This window comes from Mucilaginibacter sp. P2_A4 (genome assembly GCF_056405015.1).
In genome coordinates, this window is record NZ_JBFUCX010000002.1 from 232,625 (window position 1) to 251,410 (window position 18,786).

Consider the following 18,786-nt stretch of genomic DNA (forward strand, 5'->3'; position numbering starts at 1 on the left):
AGCAACAGTTATGAACATGATTCAACTTTCATTAAGAAAACCTATAACGGTTATTGTCTTAATCATTGGTGTGGTGTTGGCTGGCATTGTTGCCGCTACAGAAATTAATATTGATATTTTTCCTAATATCAATTTACCAACAATTTATGTTTCGCAGCCCTATGGCGGTATGTCGCCCCAGCAAATGGAGGGGTTTGTATCAACCAATTACCAAAACTTGTTTTTATACGTTAGTGGGATAAAATCTATTGAAACCAATAACATCGAGGGACTAAGCCTTTTGAAGCTAAGTTTTTACGATGGCACCAATATGGCGCAGGCGGCAGCAGAAGTAACCTCATTAACCAACCGGGCCTTTGCAGAAATGCCACCGGGAACGCCGCCACCAATCATTATCCGTTTTGATGCGTCCACATTGCCTGTTGGGCAGCTAACCATTAGCAGCTCTAAACGCAGCAACAACGCATTGCAGGATTTGGCAAGCTTATACGTGAGGCCAAATTTCTCAAAGATTCCGGGCTTAACGTCACCTCCTCCTATTGGTGGTAACGCCAGAACAGTGGTTATTAAGGTAGATCCCGATCTGATGCGCAGCCACAACGTAACTGCCGATCAGATAACTGCAGCAGTAAAGGATAATAACCATATCTCTCCGGCCGGAACTGTTAATATTGGCCGCACTGCCTATCTCACACCCTCCAATACAGTACTTAAAAATATTAAAGACTTTGAAAACATTCCGCTGCTTTACCAAAATGGCGCTACAATTTATTTAAAAGATGTAGCCAAAGTAGTGGATGGCGCGGATATTACCAGCGGATTTGCCTACATAAATGGCAAGCGGGCTATTTATATCCCGGTAATCAAAGCTTCCAGCGCCTCTACCTGGACGGTTGTACAGGATTTGAAAAAGGCTATCCCAAATATGCAAAGCCTTTTACCGGCAGATGTGAATTTAAAATTTGAGTTTGATGAATCTGTCTATGTGATCAACGCGGTAAAAAGTCTTGTCAGCGAGGGAGTAACCGGGGCTATCCTGGCCGGTTTAATGGTGCTTATCTTTTTGGGCGACCGCAGAAGCGCCTTTATCGTGATCGTCAATATCCCGCTTTCGGTTATCATCGGGACACTTGCGCTGAAATTATTTGGGCAGACGCTTAATATAATGACACTGAGCGGCCTGGCCCTGGCTATAGGGATTTTGGTAGATGAATCTACCGTTACTATTGAAAATATACACCGGCACATGGAAATGGGCAAAAACAAGGCCCGCGCCATTGCCGATGCCTGTGAAGAGATCGCTTTGCCAAAACTGCTGATCCTGCTAAGCATCCTGGCGGTATTTGTGCCCGCTTTGTTCATGACCGGTGTACCCCAGGGAATGTTTCTGCCGCTATCAATGGCTGTCGGTTTTTCTATGATTGCCGCGTTCCTGCTATCGCAGACGCTTGTTCCGGTGTTATCTAACTGGATATTAAAAACACCAGATCATAAAATAGAGTTACCTGCCAGGGAGCAAAAGCCAACCAAATTTGACCGCTTCAAATCAGCTTGTGTACGCATTGTGCAGTGGATGATGAAGCGAAACAAGTTAAGCGTTGCGCTATATGTAGTTATTTCTGTTTTCATTATTGGCTTAAGCGTATCAATAATTGGTAAAGATATTTTGCCTAAGCTGGATAGCGGCCAGTTCCAGATCCGCATACGTGCACCGCAGGGTGCCAGGCTGGAAGAAACAGAGAAAACAATGCTGGAAGCCCAGCAGGTATTATATCAAACGGTAGGCCGCAACAATGTAGCCATTATATCCGCTTTTGCAGGGCAACACCCGTCATCTTTTCCTACACTGCCGGTTATCCTTTTTATGAGCGCCTCCAACGAGATTGTGATGCAGGTTAACCTCAGCGATAATTACAAGGTTAATATAAAAGATGTAAAAGAAAACCTGCGCAATGCACTCCACAAGGCAATGCCCCAAGTAACATTGTCATTTGAGCCAATTGACCTTACGAGTAAAATCATGAGCCAGGGTTCATCTACACCCGTAGAAATTGCTGTAATGGGCAAGGACATTGCCCAGGGTCAGCAATTTGCCGATTCGCTGATTGCTCAATTGAAACAGGTTCCTTTTTTAAGGGATGTTCAGCTCAAACAACAACTGAACAGTCCTTCCATCCAAATCAATATTGATCGCGATAAAGTTAAGCAGATGGGCCTCGCGATGACAGACGTTAGCAATTGTATCACAGAGGCCACTTCATCAAGCCGGTTTACCGATAAGAATTTGTGGCTAGATCAAAAAAATGCTAACTCTTACGAGGTGCAGGTAGAAATACCCCAGGCAGATATAGGCAGCATGGATCAACTGGCCGCGATTCCCATATTTAAGGGCAGGGCCAGACCGGTGCTTGGCGATGTATGCACCCTGAATTTGGCTCCAATTGTTGGCGAATATGATCGCAAGGGCGCTACGAGGTTCTTATCAATTGTGGCCAATATTTATAATAAAGATCTTGGTTCCGCTTCTGCAGCAGTAAATAAAATACTAAAGAACGCTGGTGCACCGCCACGCGGGATATCTGTAGAAGTAAGGGGATTGACTATCCTTCTTGATCAAACACTTAGTAGCCTGCAATCTGGCTTGCTTATCACCATCATTATTTTAATGCTGATGCTATCGGCCAATTACCAATCCTTCCCATTGGGTTTCACTGTAATAACTACCATCCCCGGCGTTTTGGTAGGTGCCTTGCTTATGTTGCTGGCTACGGGTTCAAGCCTTAACCTGCAATCCTATATGGGCATTATCATGTCTGTAGGGGTGTCAGTTTCAAATGCCATTTTATTGATCACCAATGCCGAGCAAATCAGGAAATCAGGCAAGGATGCGATGGAATCTGCTATCGAAGCCATGGAGTTACGCCTGAGGCCGATACTGATGACTACCATCGCCATGATTGCCGGAATGATTCCAATGGCTTCGGGCCTGGGCGAGGCCGGAGGGCAAACCGCACCGCTTGGCCGGGCTGTTATAGGAGGCCTTATCGCTTCCACCTTTGTATCCTTATTCATTTTGCCGGTAATCTTCTATTTAATCAGGCGTAACGCTCCGGTTCACCCGGTGTCATTGGATCCTGATGATCAGGAAAGCATTTACTATGATCCTAAAAAAGAATTGTCAAATAATTAAACAAACAAAACTCATGAAACCATATAATGTTATCATATGTGTATTGGCCGCCAGTATGTTGGCCGCCTGCCAAAGCAAACAAGCTCCTGTTACACCTCCAGCAAATAAGGTACCCGTTTTCAGTTTGCAAAAGGGAACACTTCATACCACCATGAGCATACCTGGAGTGCTCCAGCCTTATCAAACCGTAGATCTTTATGCCAAGGTAAATGGCTTTATAAAAACCATGACTGTAGATGTTGGCAGCGAGGTACACCAGGGCCAGTTACTGATGGTGCTTGATGCCCCGGAAATGACCGCCGCCCTGAAACAAACACAAGAGGATCTGCACACAAAAGAAGCAATTTACCGTGGAAGCAAGGCCAATTATGACCGTTTGCTAAAAACCAGCAGAACTCCGGGAACTATATCACCAAACGACCTGGATATGGCTCATGCTAAAATGAGTGCCGATAGTTCATCACTGCTTGCTGCAAAATCGGCATATCAACTGTCGGGAGATTTGAGAGGCTACCTCGAAGTAAGAGCACCCTTTGATGGTGTGATCAGTTCACGAAATGTTTATCCCGGCGCCTATGTTTCCCCATCAGATAAAAGCTCCAACAAGCCTATGCTTACTTTACAGCAGCAAACAAAACTGCGGCTGGTTGTTGATGTGCCCGAGGCTGCTACCAGCTATTTCTCTGATAAGGATACCGTTCATTTCACTGTTAAAACTTTACCGGGTAAGCAATTTGCAGCCGTTGTAAACCGTATGGCAGGAAGCATGAGCGACGAGCTGAGGTCTGAGCAAATGCAGATGGATATCATCAATAAAGATAAACTGTTGTTGCCCGGCATGTTTGCCCAGGTAAGCCTGCAGCTAAGCAATGCACAAAAAACCTTCATTGTTCCGCAAAGCGCAGTGGCCGAAAATTCCCAGCGTGTATTTGTAATTAAGGTGGTTAACCACAAGGCCCAATGGGTGAATGTGCAAAAGGGGAGAGAAACTACCGATAGCCTGGAAGTTTACGGTAATTTAAAAATTGGCGATATACTTATTCATGATGCCACAGACGAAATAAGGAGCGGACAGGTAGTTAACGCAGATAACAACAGGTAAGGATAATAAAGCAAATCGCGGTTAAACAACAATATTATAATGTGGTCCCATGAATGAACGTCAAAACAGCAAGTCGCCCCATATTTTAAACGCATCGTCCAATCTTTTAGGTTTGTGTTTTGTGGTATTGACCTCGTTGAAATACCTGAAAGCTGCACAAAGAACCGTTATTGACGAAATAGTGATGGTTGCTATCATTTCGTTTATGCTCAGTTGCGTACTTTCATTTCTTTCCATCAGGGGCAATATTAGGGAGGGAGGCAAATGGGAAAAAATGGCAGATGTTTTGTTTTTGGTTGGTATCCTGGTTGTTTTTGTCACAACCATACTGATCCTGTTTAATTTGATTGAGTAAGTTACAGATCAGTTTTATTAAAACGGCGCCCGGCGCGGATGGAAAAACTCTTTCCACCTGTGCCGGGCAATGCCGTTCATAGCATGATTACTCGCTCCAGGGAGAGTGCAGGATACAATCGCAGAAATTTTTACGATGAAAATTAGGGATCATGTAAGCGCAAACGTCCGCTTTAATGTTTCCGAAGGTAGTATCCGTTTTGTGTTCAAAACCACCAAAAAAGGTGGGGATGATCCTATTTTTAAAATCATCACGCGGGAAAATGCTTATAATTTCTTCACGGTTTTCTTTGCTCAGGTTTTCATAACCTTCGCCCATAACATCCAAACCTACTCCCGAATACATCAGCGCTACTTCGGGCTCTTTGTATTCGGCAATGCCGATAGTGGTATGGAGCGCTATAGTATCCCATACCAGCTGTAATGCTTCTTTAGGTACGTTATGACTTTTCAGGAAATCGCGGGCTGCGTTCGCGCCATCTACTTCAAAACGTTTATCGGGGCTGCTGTAATGAGGCGTTAATCCCAGGTCATGAAATACCGAGCTGATATAAAGCAACTCTGCATCATACTTTAAATTGCGGCGCTTTCCGTTAAGGGATGAAAAAAGAAATACCCGCATGGAATGATTATAGATGAACGATGTGCCATGCTCCCGCAGTAACTCAGTGGCTTGTGTAGCCAGGGCACTATCAGGGATATTAATGCCGGCTATCGATGTAAATTTATTGACAGACATAATTTGTTGTATTTGTTTCAACAAATGTATTTCCTGGGATGCACCTGTGGAATGTCAGAACCGGTTAATCACATGCCAATATTTATGTGCCTTTTCCGGTAATCAGCGGGCGATGCTGAAACATATTTTTTGAAGAAATGGCTGAATTGCTCGGGTGTTGAAAAATTAAGCTGAAATGCGATTTCTTTGATGGGGCTTGATGAAAATTGGAGAGATCGTTTTGCCTCCGCCAGTATCTGCCCATTTATCAGGTCCTTGGCTCCGCTGCCACTGCAACGCCTGGAAAGTTCAGATAATTTTCTTGCCGGGATCCCCAGCTGGCTGGCATATTCACTTACCTCATGAGTTTTCTGGTATTGCGTACTGATGAGCTCAATAAACTTACGGTAGAGCATCTTTTCCTGGTTATCGTAGCCTTTGATGAGGGAAGCGTTGATGTTGGCAATTTTAATCATGATGATCTTGAGATAAGCCGCCAGTGCATCCGTTTTGTTGATATAATTGCTTTTTAAGTATTCATGACGCAAGGTTTTAAACAAAGCGCAGATTTCTTTTTTATCCGGCCGGTTAAGCGGTAATACCTGGTTTACTGCAGTATTATTAAACAGAACAGATTTACAGTTGTTGGCGCTGGCAGGAGATCTTTCCCAGAAATAATCGCCAAAGCAAATTTCGTATCCGGTTATTTTACAATCCGGTTTTAAATAAATAACCTGGCCTTTTGATAATAAAAACAATTCATTGCCCAAAACAGGATAAGTCATTTCATCAATCTGCAACTCACCCTCACCATCCTCAACCAGGATTATACGGTTATAGATCAATCGGGATGCGGGTAATTGTGCATCAATTTTGCCCTGTAAATAATTAATTGCAAAAGCATCCGGCAGTTCTACCTCTACAATTGCATTTGTTAAGTTTAGCATGGTACCGGTACAATTAAACATTTAAATCAATGCGTAAATTTAAAAGTTAATTATCCGGATACACCCAGTTAGCAAACAATTTACATTTTGCACACGCTTGCAAATAACCAATCAGCATATTTTTATAGATTGAATTACCAGGATTCAATCCCTGTAACATTAAAAAATTGAATTATCTTAGCTATAAAATAGCTCCTGCCCATGACTTGTTTAATCATCGATGATAACCCGATAGCGCGTGCCACACTTAGCCAGCTGGCAAGCCAGATTGCCGATCTTGACGTAATTGCTGAGTATAGTAATGCTATAGAAGCCTATAATCATTTACAGGAAGATGATGTTGATTTTTTATTCCTGGATATTGAAATGCCCGAAATGACCGGCATCGAGTTAACAAGAAACCTTAAAAACAAAGATTTGCTGATCATTTTTACAACCTCAAAAAAAGACTACGCTGTAGAGGCTTTTGAATTGAATGTAGCTGATTATCTTATTAAACCAGTTACCCCGGGCAGGTTTTTGCAAGCCGTGGATAAAGCCAGGGAAATACTGGAAAGTAAAAAAGAAGAGGTTAGGGTATCTGTAGATGAATTTATTTTTGTGCGGGATTCTACAACAATTCGCAGGTTAAAGCTGGAGGACATCTTATATGCAGAGGCCATGGGCGACTATGTGAAATTTTATACCCCGCAAAAAATGTACGCCATCCATGGCACCATGAAATCGGCCGAAGAGAAATTGCCTCCTTCCAAATTTGTCAGGGTACATCGGTCATATATTGTTGCCATAGGGAAAATTGATACATTGCAGGATGGCGGATTGGTAATAGACGGTAAATTTTTGCCGATTGCCGATGCCTACCGCAAGGCATTAACAAACCGGATGAACATATTTTAACAACGATGAATTTGGCCAATTTAACGATGCAATAACCTTGTTAAACGAATGGTATGGTTAAAATTGATTTCATGCATTGATATTTGTCCATCAATAACGTTCAGCATCTTTTGTAATGGCTAACAAAAATTTTATATATCTTATTCTTGGCTCTTTTTTAATAGGTACAGTTTTATTAATTGTACTCCATTTTAATTTTCTCCAGAGCATGAGATCCATGCGCGATGGCAACCGGCATTTGCTTAAAGAATTGCGGTTAAGTAACCACCTGCGTGAAGTTGACCGCGATATTTTAGGTGTGGAGAGCAGGATAAGAGCAGCCATCGCCACCGGCGATACCTCGCACCTGCAAGGAATAGATGCCAAAATTAATGCCGTAAAAGTATTTCTCGATTCCCTCAAGTTAAATGATCGTGACGCCGCGGCACAAAAACGTTTTAACAGGCTTAACACGCTGGCGCAGGAAAAGATAAAAATAAAAGACCGGTTGCTGAGCCGGTATTTTAAAACGGGGAATATGCAGGATACCAGCTTTATTGCTAACCCACGCGCCAGGCGAATATCTGACGAGATTACCACCATTGTAGGTAAAGTTTACGATGACCGGCAAACACTGATGGTAAACCTGAGCAATAAAATTGCCAGCGAATCGCGCAAGGCCCGTATTTATGGTAACCTGCTGATGGCTTTTATGTTAGTAAGCGGAGGCTTGTTAACCTGGTTTATTATAGCACAATTTCGTTTACAAGCCCGGCTGATTTTTAAACTGAATAAATCCGAAAAAACAGCGCTGGAGGCACTTCAGATAAAGGAAAACTTCCTGGCTAATATGAGTCACGAGATCCGTACACCTTTAAATTCGATACTTGGTTTTACCAATTTATTAAAAAGGCGTAACCTGGATGCAGACTCCGGCGAATTTGTAGGGTCAATTCAAAGTGCAGGTGAAAATTTGCTCACCATCATTAATGATATTCTCGATTTATCGAAAATTGAAGCGGGAATGATGCGTATTGTCAACGCGCCCTTTAGTGTCAGCGGTCTTTTGCAATCTTTGGAAACCTTATTCCAGGAAAAGATAAAACAAAAGGGATTGGTTTTTAATAGCGAAATTGACAGCAAGGTTCCTGATACGCTTGTTGGTGATGCAACAAGATTGACCCAGATCCTGGTCAACCTGATCGGGAACGCGCTTAAATTTAGTGACAAAGGAAAAATCAAGGTGTATGTTTACTGTAAAGAAATTGATGGCAAAAACCTGAAGTTAGGCTTCCAGGTTTCTGATAACGGAATTGGTATAGACAAAGAAAAATTAGTCACCATCTTTGAACGTTTCAACCAGGCCGAAGATTCCATTACAAGGAATTATGGCGGTACAGGGTTAGGGCTTTCCATTGTAAAAACGCTGGTGCTATTGCAGCATGGAAATATCAGTGTAAGCAGTATACCAGGCCACGGAACTACATTTGATTTTTATATTCCTTACACTATTGCTGATGAACAGCTAACCGATATAAATCACCATGCAGACAATTTAATAGCGAAAACCAATCAGCCATTAAAGATACTGGTGGTTGATGATAACGCCATGAATCAAAGCCTGATGAAGCATTTGTTGACCGAATGGAAAACATCTTTTGATATTGTTGGTAACGGTATTGAAGCAATCAACCGCTTAAAAGTGGATACTTATGATCTGGTACTGATGGATATACAGATGCCTCAAATGGATGGCTATACGGCAACTCGCCACATTCGCTCCGATTTGAAGTTAACTGTTCCTATCATTGCGATGACGGCACATGCTATGGCCGGCGAGCGTGAAAAATGCATTAGCAATGGCATGAACGAGTATATTCCAAAACCCATTCACGAAGAGGATCTTTTTAAGCTTATAGCGAAGCTTTTACCTTCCAAAATTTCAAATGAAGATCATAGTGCGCAAACAGGCCTGGCGGAATATAAGTTTATTGATCTTACTTATATGCGATCAATAAGCAAAGGTAATTTAGTGTATGAAAAAATAGTTACCTCGCAATTTATTGAAACTATCCCGGGTGACCTGTCTGGCTTAAAGGATGCGTTGAATCAACTTGATTATTCGCGTATTAACCATATTGCACATAACATGAAAACCAGCGTTGCTATAATGGGGCTTTTGCCCCGGTTAGAAAATCTGCTGGATAGTTTGGAAGCCGCGAATGCCGAAACCCCCAATATTGTTTCGCTTATTGATGAGTTAACTGAGGTTTGTAAACCAGCACTCAGTGAGGCTGCTGATCATCTTTTATCAGTCAGTTAAAAGTGTAAAGGCACGGAAAATTAGGCGGCTTTTTAACTCAGCCGGGCTAATAAAATGTATGATTTTCCACTCTAAAGCAGCCCAATCTCAGGCTGCTTTCTTATTTTGTTTCGCCCCCTGTAATTACTTATCTGCCAGATTTTGCTGATTCAATTAGCCGCATTATCGTAGCAAAAAGCTTTCAAATACTTCATCAAGCACTTTAACGACTGGATTTGCCTGTTCATCGAATTGAACATGGGTACGGCTTTAAACGGAGCTAATTTTATATCATAAAAAAACAACCGGCATGCAAGAGCATGTGAATTAGGCACAAAATCAAAACGCTAAATCATGAAAACATTAATCAAACTTAAATGGGCTGTCATAGCCATCTGTACTTTCGCAACATTAAGTGTACAGGCTCAAACTACAACTATAAAAAACATTGTACTGGTGCATGGTGCATTTGTAGATGGATCTGGGTGGAAACCTGTTTACGATATCCTGGTAAAAAAGGGATATCATGTTAGTGTTGTTCAGCAGCCTTTAACTTCTTTTGAAGGAGATGTGGCGGCAGTAAAACGGGTATTGGATATGCAAAATGGTCCGGCTATTTTGGTAGGCCACAGTTATGGCGGTGCCATCATTACCGAAGCAGGCAATGATAAACATGTTGCCGGCCTGGTGTATATAGCCGCACACGCGCCGGATAAAGGAGAAAGCGAAGGCGGAAACGGCAAACTCTTTCCTTCTGCCTATAAATCACTACAGAAAGGCACAGATGGGTTTGATTATATAGATCCTTCCAAATTTCATGCAGACTTTGCAGCTGATCTTCCTGCAGCTATTGCAAATTTTGAAGGTAATGCACAAATGCCGACAGCAGATATAGTATTCCACGCCATTATTCAAAATCCTGCCTGGAAAACTAAACCAAGCTGGTATATGGTAGCACAATCAGATCGTATCATTAATCCCGATTTGGAACGCATGTATGCAAAACGGGCAAACAGCCACAAGGTAGAAATAGCGGGCGCCAGCCATTCAGTTTATGAATCGCACCCTAAAGAAGTTGCAAAACTGATTATAGCCGCAGCTACAAACGCTAAGAATTAATTCCTGATTCGAAAATTGTAAATATTAAAAAGCCAGAATAAAACTACCGAAATGAAATCAATCTATTCAATCAAAGCTTCATCCACGGGTGGGAGAAACGGACATGTACACTCAGATTATAATTTAATTGATGCGGATGTGCGTTTACCCAAAGCGCTCGGTGGCAGCGACGATGAACATTTAACGCCCGAATTATTTTTTGCGGCAGGTTATGCTGCCTGTTTTGATAATGCCGTAATGCATATTCTCAGGCTGGAAAAAGTAATGTCAGCCACACCGGTCGTAACGGCCAAAGTTGACCTGTTGCAGCTTGAATCAGGCTTCCTTGGGTTGGCTGTTGAATTGTATGTGGAGATACCCGGTATAGAACATCAGTTAGTTGAGGGAATTGTAAATAAGGCGCACCAGATCTGCCCGTATTCGAATGCTACGCGCGGCAATATTGAAGTAAAGCTAATTGTAAAATAAAACCATTTTTAATAATCAGAACATGAAACGTTTATCAATAATAGTTATCCTGTTTATTTTGCCCGTTGCCTTTTTGGCAAGCTGTGAACAACCGGCCGGTGGTAATAAGGCATTGCAGGCCCGGGTAGATAGTCTTCAAAGCAAGCTGGATTCTGCCTATGTACCGGGTACCGGTGAAATTATGAATGGCATTGTGCAGCCGCACCATTATAAGCTTTGGCTTGCGGGGCAGCAACAAAACTGGAAACTGGCAGAATATGAAAGACACCAATTAGCGGGCGGTTTTAAAAGAATCCGGAAATACCACAAGAATACGCCGGAAGCTGCCGCGCTGGCTATGATCTACCCGGAAATGGATGCCCTGGAAAAAGCGATAAAGCAGAAAGATGCGGCGGCTTTTAAAAATCATTTTGCCTTGCTTACCAATACCTGTAATACTTGTCACCAGGCAACCAAATATGAATTCAATGTTATCACGGTTCCATCTGCCCCGAATTTTGATAATCAGCGTTTTTAACAATACCCCAAATTGAATAATACCCCCAATTGAATAATGTAATATGGAGGGGCCCGGATTTTCATGCCGGGCCTCCTTTTTGCATTTTTATACTTTCCCTCAATTTAAAAGCATCACGCAAACGTTTGATAGCTGTCATTTTTTAATCATTTATATTAATGATGTAAAGAAGAGCGCTGTTAACAACGTAAGATTGACCTCATCATCATTGCAATCAAGGCTTTTTTACCTTTAAACTTTCCGCTTTAGCCTGGTTTAATGAAAATTAATCAAACGTTTGTGCTATCCCCAACCGGGGAATATTAAAGCCGAATATCTAATTTCAGAAACCGGTACTTACCAGGCTCCGCATAAACCTGGAAGTGCATAAGGGAATTAGATGAACATGATAAAAAAAAATAAAAAACTATGGCTGCTGGGAGTTTTATTGCTCCCCATTACTGCCTTTGGACAAATCAAATCGCTTTACGATCCTCTGCAGGTTTTTGATCACGGATTTTTTACCCACAACGGTAACGATATCCGTAACGCTAATGGCGCTCCCGGACCTAAATATTGGCAAAACCGTGCAGATTATGTTATTCACGCGGCGTTGATAGAAAAAGATACAACCATATCGGGCGATGTAAACATCACCTATACCAATAACAGTACAGATACACTGAATTATTTATGGCTGCAGCTTGATCAGAATTTGTTCAGATCAGACTCCAGGGGAGTAGCAACCACACCTGTTAAGGGCGATAGGTTTGATTCAAATGGTTTTAAGGGAGGGTACCAGATAACAACCACCACAGTTACCTATATGGGTAAAAGTTATACTATAAAGCCATCTATTACTGATACCCGCATGCAATTGCGTTTGCCTTTTGTAGTAAAACCCCATGGCGATAAAATAGGCATAAAAATAAATTATTCCTTTGCCATACCAGAGCATGGCGCCGATAGAATGGGCAGGCAGCCTACCAAAAATGGCATTATTTATCAATTGGCGCAATGGTTTCCCCGGATGTGTGTTTACGATGATGTGATGGGATGGAACACCCTGCCTTATATGGGCACCGGCGAGTTTTATTGCGAGTATGGCAACGTTGATTATTTTATTACCACGCCGGCCGATATGATTGTTGCCGCATCCGGAGATTTGCAAAACCCGCAACAGGTTTTAACCGCCGTTCAAATCAAACGTTTGGCCGATGCTGCAAAGAGCGATAGTACCATAAGTATCATCAAACAACAGGAGCTGCTTACACCGGGTATAAGACCAAAGCAAACCGGCACATTAACATGGCATTACAAAATGCAAAACACCCGCGATGTAGCCTGGTCTGTATCAAGGGCGTTTATATGGGATGCCGCAAGGGTTAATTATCCATCCGGCAAAAAGGGCTTAGCCATGGCTGTTTATCCTGCCGAAAGTGCGGGTGCTAATAAATACAACCGGGCAGCCCAGTATTTAAAACATAGCATGGAGTTTTACTCGCAAACTTATTTTGAATATCCATGGCATTCGGCAGTAGTGGTTGCTGGTGTGGCATTGGGGATGGAGTATCCCGGTATTGTATTTTGCAGCTATAGTATCAAAGATGATGACCTGTTTAGGGATGTTACGCACGAGATGGGCCACAATTGGTTCCCGATGATAGTAGGTAGCAACGAAAGGCGCTTTGCCTGGATGGATGAAGGCTTTGATACTTTTATCAATGGTTATGCCTGGTCGCACTTTAATAATGGCGAATATGCCGATAAAAGCAACCCGGCATTAGGCATTACTCCGCAAATGTTGAAGGGAAAAGATCCCTTAATGGTAGCTCCCGAAGTAAATAATGAAGGAGGGATGTACTACTACAAAACCGCGTTTGCCTTAAATTTATTACGCAATGTGGTTTTGGGCGCCGATAGATTTGACTATGCCTTTAATACCTACATTAAAAGATGGGCCTATAAACACCCTCAGCCAGATGACTTTTTCAGAACGATGAATGACGCGGCCGGCGAAGATCTTGGATGGTTTTGGAAAGAATGGTTTTATACCACCTGGAACCTTGACCAGGCCGTTACCGATATTAAGTACGATAAAAACGGGGCGGCATCAGGAGCAATCATCACTATTGAAAACCTCAGGGAAATGGCTATGCCTGTTACGGTAAAGATCATTGAACAAAACGGGCAAACGCAGGTAATTAAACTGCCTGTTGAAGTTTGGCAACGCGGCCCTAAATGGAGCTTTAAATGCAATACTACTTCAAAAATAGCAAAGGTTATTGTAGATCCTGATAACCTGCTGCCTGATGTGGACAGGAGTAATAATACTTTACGCGATTAAGCTTTTTAAACCATCAACAAAATGCTGAGCCTCCAAAAATATTGGGGGCTTATTTTTTTTTATAATAAGTGCTTAGGTCAACTCCAGAAAATCACCATCAATAATCAATAGCTTTACACCCTTGCTTGATAAAGAGCGGTGCGAGCTCAACTCGTCGGATACTACGTAGGTCATTCCTTTTGTAAGTATTATTTTTTCACCGTTTTCCTGTTCTGTGGTAAACTCTCCCTCCAGGCAGTGTACAATATGCCCTTTCCGGCACCAATGGTCGGCAAGGTATATGTCTGAATATTCCACTATCCTGATCCTTAAACCGGGAAATTGCATTGTTTGCCAAAAAGCCATGCCCGTTTCTCCGTCATGCGCTATTTTATCAATTGTTGTCCAATCAATTGTAGTAAATGGTATATTGCTCATACCGCAGTGTTATATTTTGAACTTCAGTAAAATTATGATTTTGTTTTATGAATGCCAGCTTGTTAGCCCTCCATAAAATATTAACCTTTAATAAAAAGAAACGTATAAAATGTAGCTCATGCTGCTGAGCACTGTAACTGCTTTTAACTATTGTTGATCTATATCTTCAAAAAATGAATGGCTTAAAATATTTACTAATAATTTTTTTTACTGCCATATCTGCATCGTTATTTTCTCAAAACAGGCAGCTTCATTTTGAGCACCTGGAATCTGCAAACGGTCTTTCTGAAATTAACCCTAACTGCATTTTTCAGGATAGCCGGGGCTTTATCTGGTTAGGTACAGGCGATGGACTTAACCGTTACGATGGCTATAAATTTAAGATCTACCGTAATGATCCAACCGACCCAACAACTATTACCAATAATTATATTGCTGATATTGCCGAGGATGATAACGGTAATCTTTGGATAGCAACATCCGAGGGCTTAAATAAATTAGATCGTAAAACAGATCGTTTTAAACGTTATGCGCACAATGGTAAGAACAACAAAAGCATATCTGAAGACAACGTAAGCAGGATAATTTATGCAGGCAATAATAAATTATGGCTCGGCACCTCAACTCAGGGCCTAAATTTATTTGATATCAAAACCGGAGAATCAATACATTTCAAAAATAAAAAAGGCAACCCCAACAGCTTAAGCAGCAACCGGGTAACCACCCTATATAAAGATCGCCAAAATAATTTATGGATTGGCACTTTTGACCAGGGCCTTAATCTTTACCGGCCTAAAAGCAACGATTTTATAAGTTTTAAACATAATGACAGGGATGCCACTTCTATATCGGCAAACCGGGTAACCAGTATTTTGCGCGATCGTGATAACCACCTTTGGGTAGGCACTTTTGAGCATGGCCTAAATTTATTTAATGATACCACCAGCACCTTTCGCCATTTTGTTAATGATCCTGCAAATGATAACTCGCTGGCAAATAATAGTATTCAAAGTATTGCCGAAGGTATTAGTCAAAGCATTTGGATAGGAACCGAAAACGGAGGTATCAGCATTTTTAATTACAACAAGCAGCATTTTGCAACTTACAGGCATGATGATGTTGACAACAGCAGTATAACCAACAACTCTGTAGATGTAATTACTAAGGATAACATGGGCAATATGTGGATTGGGATGTTTGGTGGTGGAGTAAATTTTTTAAAAAGAAGTACGGCCAGCTTTGCTCATTTTAAACATACCTCTTCAGGCAGAAGCCTGTCAAATGATTTTGTGTTGTGTTTACTTGAAGATAAAAACCAGGACATCTGGATAGGTACCGATGGCGGGGGATTAAATATCCTTGATCGTAAAACAGGGTTATTTACATCATATCAACACAAAAATGCCGATAAAGCAAGCATATCCGGCAACTATGTGCTTGATGTGAAACAGGATGACAGGCAAAATCTTTGGGTTGCCACCTGGGGAGATGGGTTGAACTATATGGACTTAAAAACCAGGAAATTTAAATCCTACAAACATAACCCGGCCGATGCTTCAAGTATAGGTGCAAATGATGTTTATGAGGTTGCTATTGATAAAGAAAAAAAAGTATGGGCCGGTACTTTTGGCGGTGGAGTAAGTGTGTATCAGCCAGCCACCAATAATTTCATTACCTATAAAAATAACCCAAAAGATACAACGAGTTTAAGCAGTAACATCATCAATTCTATTTTTTGTGATAAAGCCGGGAATATCTGGATAGGTACCAATGATGCAGGGTTAAACCTGTATGATAAAAAAACAAATTCCTTTATCCGCTTCATGCACCAAAAAAGCGGGAATAGCATCAGCAATAATACGGTAGTTGATATTTATGAGGATCATGCCGGTAATTTATGGCTGTGTACTTTTGGTGGGTTAAACATGCTCAATCCTAAAACCAGGCGGTTTAAAGCCTTTACCACAAAGGATGGCATGTCAACAAATTTTACTTCCGCCACCCAGGAGGATAGTAAAAATGACTTATGGATTAGTACCAGCAAGGGGCTGGTGCTTTATGACCCTTATCATAAAACTTTTAAAAACTTTACTATTGAAGATGGCCTGCAGGGCGATGTATTTAAACCTCATGCAGCATTAAAAGATCATTTGGGTAACATCTATTTTGGCGGATTGAATGGCTTTAACAGGTTTAACCCCGATATGATAAAGGGGGGAACCAATGAACCCATATTAAGATTGACCGATTTTGAATTATTTAACAAATCGGTACCGGTAAGCAAAGGGGGCAATGATCCTTCGCCATTAAAGCAGGAAATTTCAGAAACAAAGTCCATCACACTCAAATATAACCAGTCCATTATATCATTTGAGTTTGTATCCTTAAGTTTTATATCGGCCAACAAGCAGGATTATGCTTACATATTAGAAAACTTTGATAAAACCTGGAACTATGTGGGTAGCAAAAACACGGCTGTTTACACCAACGTGCCACCCGGTAATTATGTGTTTAAAGTTAAGTGCAAAGATAATTCTGGTAATTGGTCGGCTAAACAGCTAAGCCTTGAATTAATAATCGTTCCGCCATTTTGGGATACCTGGTGGTTTAAAACAATAGCCGGGTTAGCTATTGCAGGACTAGCCTGGGGAATATATCGCTACAGGATAAGCAGCATCATTAAACAAAAGCGAAAGCTGGAGAAGGAAGTAGAAGAGCGTACTCACGAAGTGCTGCAACAATCAGAAGAGTTAAAATCGCAATCAGAAAATCTGCAGACTTTGAATGAGGAATTGCAGGCCCAATCAGAAGAACTGATGGATCAGCGGGAGCAGGAGCAGCAAGCCCGGCAGGAGGCCGACCGGGCCAACCAGGCCAAAAGTGTTTTCCTGGCCACCATGAGCCATGAGATCCGTACCCCTATGAACGGGGTTATAGGTATGGCTTCGCTGCTGATGGAAACCGAATTGAACGAAGAGCAAAAAGAGTTTGCAGAAACTATTGTAACCTGTGGCGATAACCTTGTTAATGTGATCAATGATATCCTGGATTTCTCCAAAATAGAATCGGGCAGTATGGATCTGGAGCATGATGATTTTGATCTGAGGCAGAGTGTTGAAGAGGTAATGGATCTTTTCTCCAAACGAAGTTCCGAGCGGAATCTTGACTTGATATACCAGATAGATTATGCGCTGCCTGTGCAAATTGTAGGTGATAGCCTGCGTGTTAAACAGGTATTGATCAACCTGGTTAATAACGCCATAAAGTTTACCCAACAGGGTGAGGTGTTTGTTGATATTTTCCTGGTGAAGGATTTTGGCCATGACGAGATTGAGATCGGGTTTAGTGTTAGGGACACAGGTATTGGCATTCCCGAAAATAAGATTCAGAATCTTTTCCAGGCATTTTCGCAGGTTGATTCATCAACAACGCGCAAATATGGTGGTACCGGTTTGGGGCTCATCATAAGCGAGCGCCTTGTAAAGCTAATGGGGGGCGAAATTGGGGTAGAAAGCATCTACGGACAAGGCTCGGTTTTCAAGTTCAGCATTAAAGCAAACCGGAGTAAAATACCATCAACATACCACTTATATCCCTCAAATCTGGCCCAGGTTGAAGGCAAAAAAGTACTGCTGGTTGATGATAATGATACTAATTTACTCATCCTCAAAAACCAGTTGCAGCAATGGAAACTGGAACCAATACTTGCCACATCTGTAAAACAGGCGCTTGGAATTTTAAAACAGGATAAAAGTATATCACTTGTTATAACCGATATGCAAATGCCAAATGATGATGGTGTGAGCATGGCTAAAGCCATTAATAAAAGTGCAAAACCATTGCCGGTAATTATGCTAAGCTCCATTGGGGATGAAACCAGGAAAAAGTTCCCGAAACTTTTTTCTGCTATCCTTACTAAGCCCGTTAAGCAAAATAATTTGTGGAAGAGCATAAACGCCGCCCTAACAAATCAGAAGGACGAATCGCCGGTAAAAGATGAGCAAAAGGTTTTACTGCAAAATGGTTTCGCTTTGGAGCACCCCTTGCAAATATTGGTGGCCGAAGATAACCTTATTAACCAAAAATTAGTTGAGCGCGTACTGAATAAATTGGGCTACACCATAGATATGGTGAACAATGGCTACGAGGTACTTGAAAAAATAACCGAAAAGCAGTACGATGTGGTTTTAATGGATGTACAGATGCCCGAACTGGATGGCCTTGAAGCAACTAAATTTATCCGTAACCAGGCTGCTATAAAACAACCCTACATAGCTGCTATGACAGCCAATGCCTTATCTGAAGATAAAGAAGCCTGCCTGAGTGTAGGCATGAACGATTATATATCAAAACCTATGCGGATTGATGAGCTGATAGAGCTGTTGAAACGGGCAGATATCGCGAAGGTGGAGATTGACAAAGGTATAAGGGTAAAGGATTAGAGCCTGGA

At 41.8% G+C, this 18,786-nt stretch carries 13 protein-coding genes; 10 read left to right on the forward strand and 3 right to left on the reverse strand.

Features of this window, described 5'->3' with window-relative positions; translation table 11 throughout:
* Window positions 1-10: 10 nt before the first annotated feature.
* The 3 genes from AC1DYB_RS04960 to AC1DYB_RS04970 are packed head-to-tail and all read left to right on the forward strand — an operon-like array spanning window position 11 to window position 4,647.
* A complete protein-coding gene (locus AC1DYB_RS04960) occupies window positions 11-3,190 on the forward strand; it encodes an efflux RND transporter permease subunit (RefSeq protein ID WP_477432977.1) in 3,180 nt (1,059 codons plus the stop codon).
* A 13-nt stretch (window positions 3,191-3,203) separates the two neighbouring features.
* Complete coding sequence (locus AC1DYB_RS04965; RefSeq protein ID WP_477432979.1) at window positions 3,204-4,292, forward strand: efflux RND transporter periplasmic adaptor subunit; 1,089 nt, start codon at window positions 3,204-3,206, stop codon at window positions 4,290-4,292.
* Between the two features lie 49 nt (window positions 4,293-4,341).
* A complete protein-coding gene (locus tag AC1DYB_RS04970) occupies window positions 4,342-4,647 on the forward strand; it encodes a hypothetical protein (RefSeq protein ID WP_477391321.1) in 306 nt (101 codons plus the stop codon).
* Between the two features lie 87 nt (window positions 4,648-4,734).
* Here AC1DYB_RS04970 and AC1DYB_RS04975 read toward each other — a convergent pair whose 3' ends face one another.
* Together AC1DYB_RS04975 and AC1DYB_RS04980 are read right to left on the reverse strand one after the other, a co-directional pair.
* Window positions 4,735-5,385, reverse strand: a complete 651-nt coding sequence (locus AC1DYB_RS04975; protein WP_295716772.1) for an HD domain-containing protein — start codon at window positions 5,383-5,385, stop codon at window positions 4,735-4,737.
* 68 nt (window positions 5,386-5,453) lie between these two features.
* Window positions 5,454-6,311, reverse strand: coding sequence for an AraC family transcriptional regulator (locus AC1DYB_RS04980; RefSeq protein ID WP_477432981.1), 858 nt, complete (start codon window positions 6,309-6,311; stop codon window positions 5,454-5,456).
* 201 nt (window positions 6,312-6,512) lie between these two features.
* Here AC1DYB_RS04980 and AC1DYB_RS04985 point away from each other — a divergent pair, with 201 nt between their 5' ends.
* The 6 genes from AC1DYB_RS04985 (at window position 6,513) to AC1DYB_RS05010 (ending at window position 13,919) form a co-directional block, all read left to right on the forward strand.
* Window positions 6,513-7,208 carry a LytR/AlgR family response regulator transcription factor gene (locus AC1DYB_RS04985; protein WP_295716774.1) on the forward strand — a complete coding sequence of 232 codons (696 nt, stop codon included), beginning with the start codon at window positions 6,513-6,515 and terminating at the stop codon, window positions 7,206-7,208.
* Window positions 7,209-7,416: 208 nt separating this feature from the next.
* Window positions 7,417-9,510 carry an ATP-binding protein gene (locus tag AC1DYB_RS04990; protein ID WP_477432983.1) on the forward strand — a complete coding sequence of 698 codons (2,094 nt, stop codon included), beginning with the start codon at window positions 7,417-7,419 and terminating at the stop codon, window positions 9,508-9,510.
* A gap of 333 nt (window positions 9,511-9,843) precedes the next feature.
* Window positions 9,844-10,608 carry an alpha/beta fold hydrolase gene (locus AC1DYB_RS04995; RefSeq protein ID WP_477432985.1) on the forward strand — a complete coding sequence of 255 codons (765 nt, stop codon included), beginning with the start codon at window positions 9,844-9,846 and terminating at the stop codon, window positions 10,606-10,608.
* A 51-nt stretch (window positions 10,609-10,659) separates the two neighbouring features.
* Window positions 10,660-11,076, forward strand: coding sequence for an organic hydroperoxide resistance protein (locus AC1DYB_RS05000; protein ID WP_477432987.1), 417 nt, complete (start codon window positions 10,660-10,662; stop codon window positions 11,074-11,076).
* A gap of 22 nt (window positions 11,077-11,098) precedes the next feature.
* Window positions 11,099-11,593 carry a hypothetical protein gene (locus AC1DYB_RS05005; RefSeq protein WP_477432989.1) on the forward strand — a complete coding sequence of 165 codons (495 nt, stop codon included), beginning with the start codon at window positions 11,099-11,101 and terminating at the stop codon, window positions 11,591-11,593.
* Between the two features lie 385 nt (window positions 11,594-11,978).
* Window positions 11,979-13,919, forward strand: a complete 1,941-nt coding sequence (locus AC1DYB_RS05010) for a M1 family metallopeptidase (protein WP_477432991.1) — start codon at window positions 11,979-11,981, stop codon at window positions 13,917-13,919.
* 72 nt (window positions 13,920-13,991) lie between these two features.
* Here AC1DYB_RS05010 and AC1DYB_RS05015 read toward each other — a convergent pair whose 3' ends face one another.
* Window positions 13,992-14,336: a DHCW motif cupin fold protein gene (locus tag AC1DYB_RS05015; protein WP_477432993.1), complete on the reverse strand. Its 345-nt coding sequence runs from the start codon at window positions 14,334-14,336 to the stop codon at window positions 13,992-13,994.
* A gap of 173 nt (window positions 14,337-14,509) precedes the next feature.
* On the opposite strand from AC1DYB_RS05015, the gene AC1DYB_RS05020 reads away from it, so the two are divergent.
* Window positions 14,510-18,778: a hybrid sensor histidine kinase/response regulator gene (locus tag AC1DYB_RS05020; RefSeq protein ID WP_477432995.1), complete on the forward strand. Its 4,269-nt coding sequence runs from the start codon at window positions 14,510-14,512 to the stop codon at window positions 18,776-18,778.
* Window positions 18,779-18,786: the final 8 nt, after the last annotated feature.

Excerpts from the sequence above, each read along its gene's own strand:
- AC1DYB_RS05010 (WP_477432991.1), top strand. The coding sequence starts at position 11,979 with ATGATAAAAAAAAATAAAAAACTATGGCTGCTGGGAGTTTTATTGCTC.
- AC1DYB_RS05020 (WP_477432995.1), top strand. The coding sequence starts at position 14,510 with ATGAATGGCTTAAAATATTTACTAATAATTTTTTTTACTGCCATATCT.
- AC1DYB_RS04990 (WP_477432983.1), top strand. The coding sequence starts at position 7,417 with ATGAGATCCATGCGCGATGGCAACCGGCATTTGCTTAAAGAATTGCGG.
- AC1DYB_RS04980 (WP_477432981.1), bottom strand. The coding sequence starts at position 6,311 with ATGCTAAACTTAACAAATGCAATTGTAGAGGTAGAACTGCCGGATGCT.
- AC1DYB_RS05000 (WP_477432987.1), top strand. The coding sequence starts at position 10,660 with ATGAAATCAATCTATTCAATCAAAGCTTCATCCACGGGTGGGAGAAAC.
- AC1DYB_RS04975 (WP_295716772.1), bottom strand. The coding sequence starts at position 5,385 with ATGTCTGTCAATAAATTTACATCGATAGCCGGCATTAATATCCCTGAT.
- AC1DYB_RS04965 (WP_477432979.1), top strand. The coding sequence starts at position 3,204 with ATGAAACCATATAATGTTATCATATGTGTATTGGCCGCCAGTATGTTG.
- AC1DYB_RS05005 (WP_477432989.1), top strand. The coding sequence starts at position 11,099 with ATGAAACGTTTATCAATAATAGTTATCCTGTTTATTTTGCCCGTTGCC.
- AC1DYB_RS04985 (WP_295716774.1), top strand. The coding sequence starts at position 6,513 with ATGACTTGTTTAATCATCGATGATAACCCGATAGCGCGTGCCACACTT.
- AC1DYB_RS04970 (WP_477391321.1), top strand. The coding sequence starts at position 4,342 with ATGAATGAACGTCAAAACAGCAAGTCGCCCCATATTTTAAACGCATCG.
- AC1DYB_RS04960 (WP_477432977.1), top strand. The coding sequence starts at position 11 with ATGAACATGATTCAACTTTCATTAAGAAAACCTATAACGGTTATTGTC.
- AC1DYB_RS05015 (WP_477432993.1), bottom strand. The coding sequence starts at position 14,336 with ATGAGCAATATACCATTTACTACAATTGATTGGACAACAATTGATAAA.
- AC1DYB_RS04995 (WP_477432985.1), top strand. The coding sequence starts at position 9,844 with ATGAAAACATTAATCAAACTTAAATGGGCTGTCATAGCCATCTGTACT.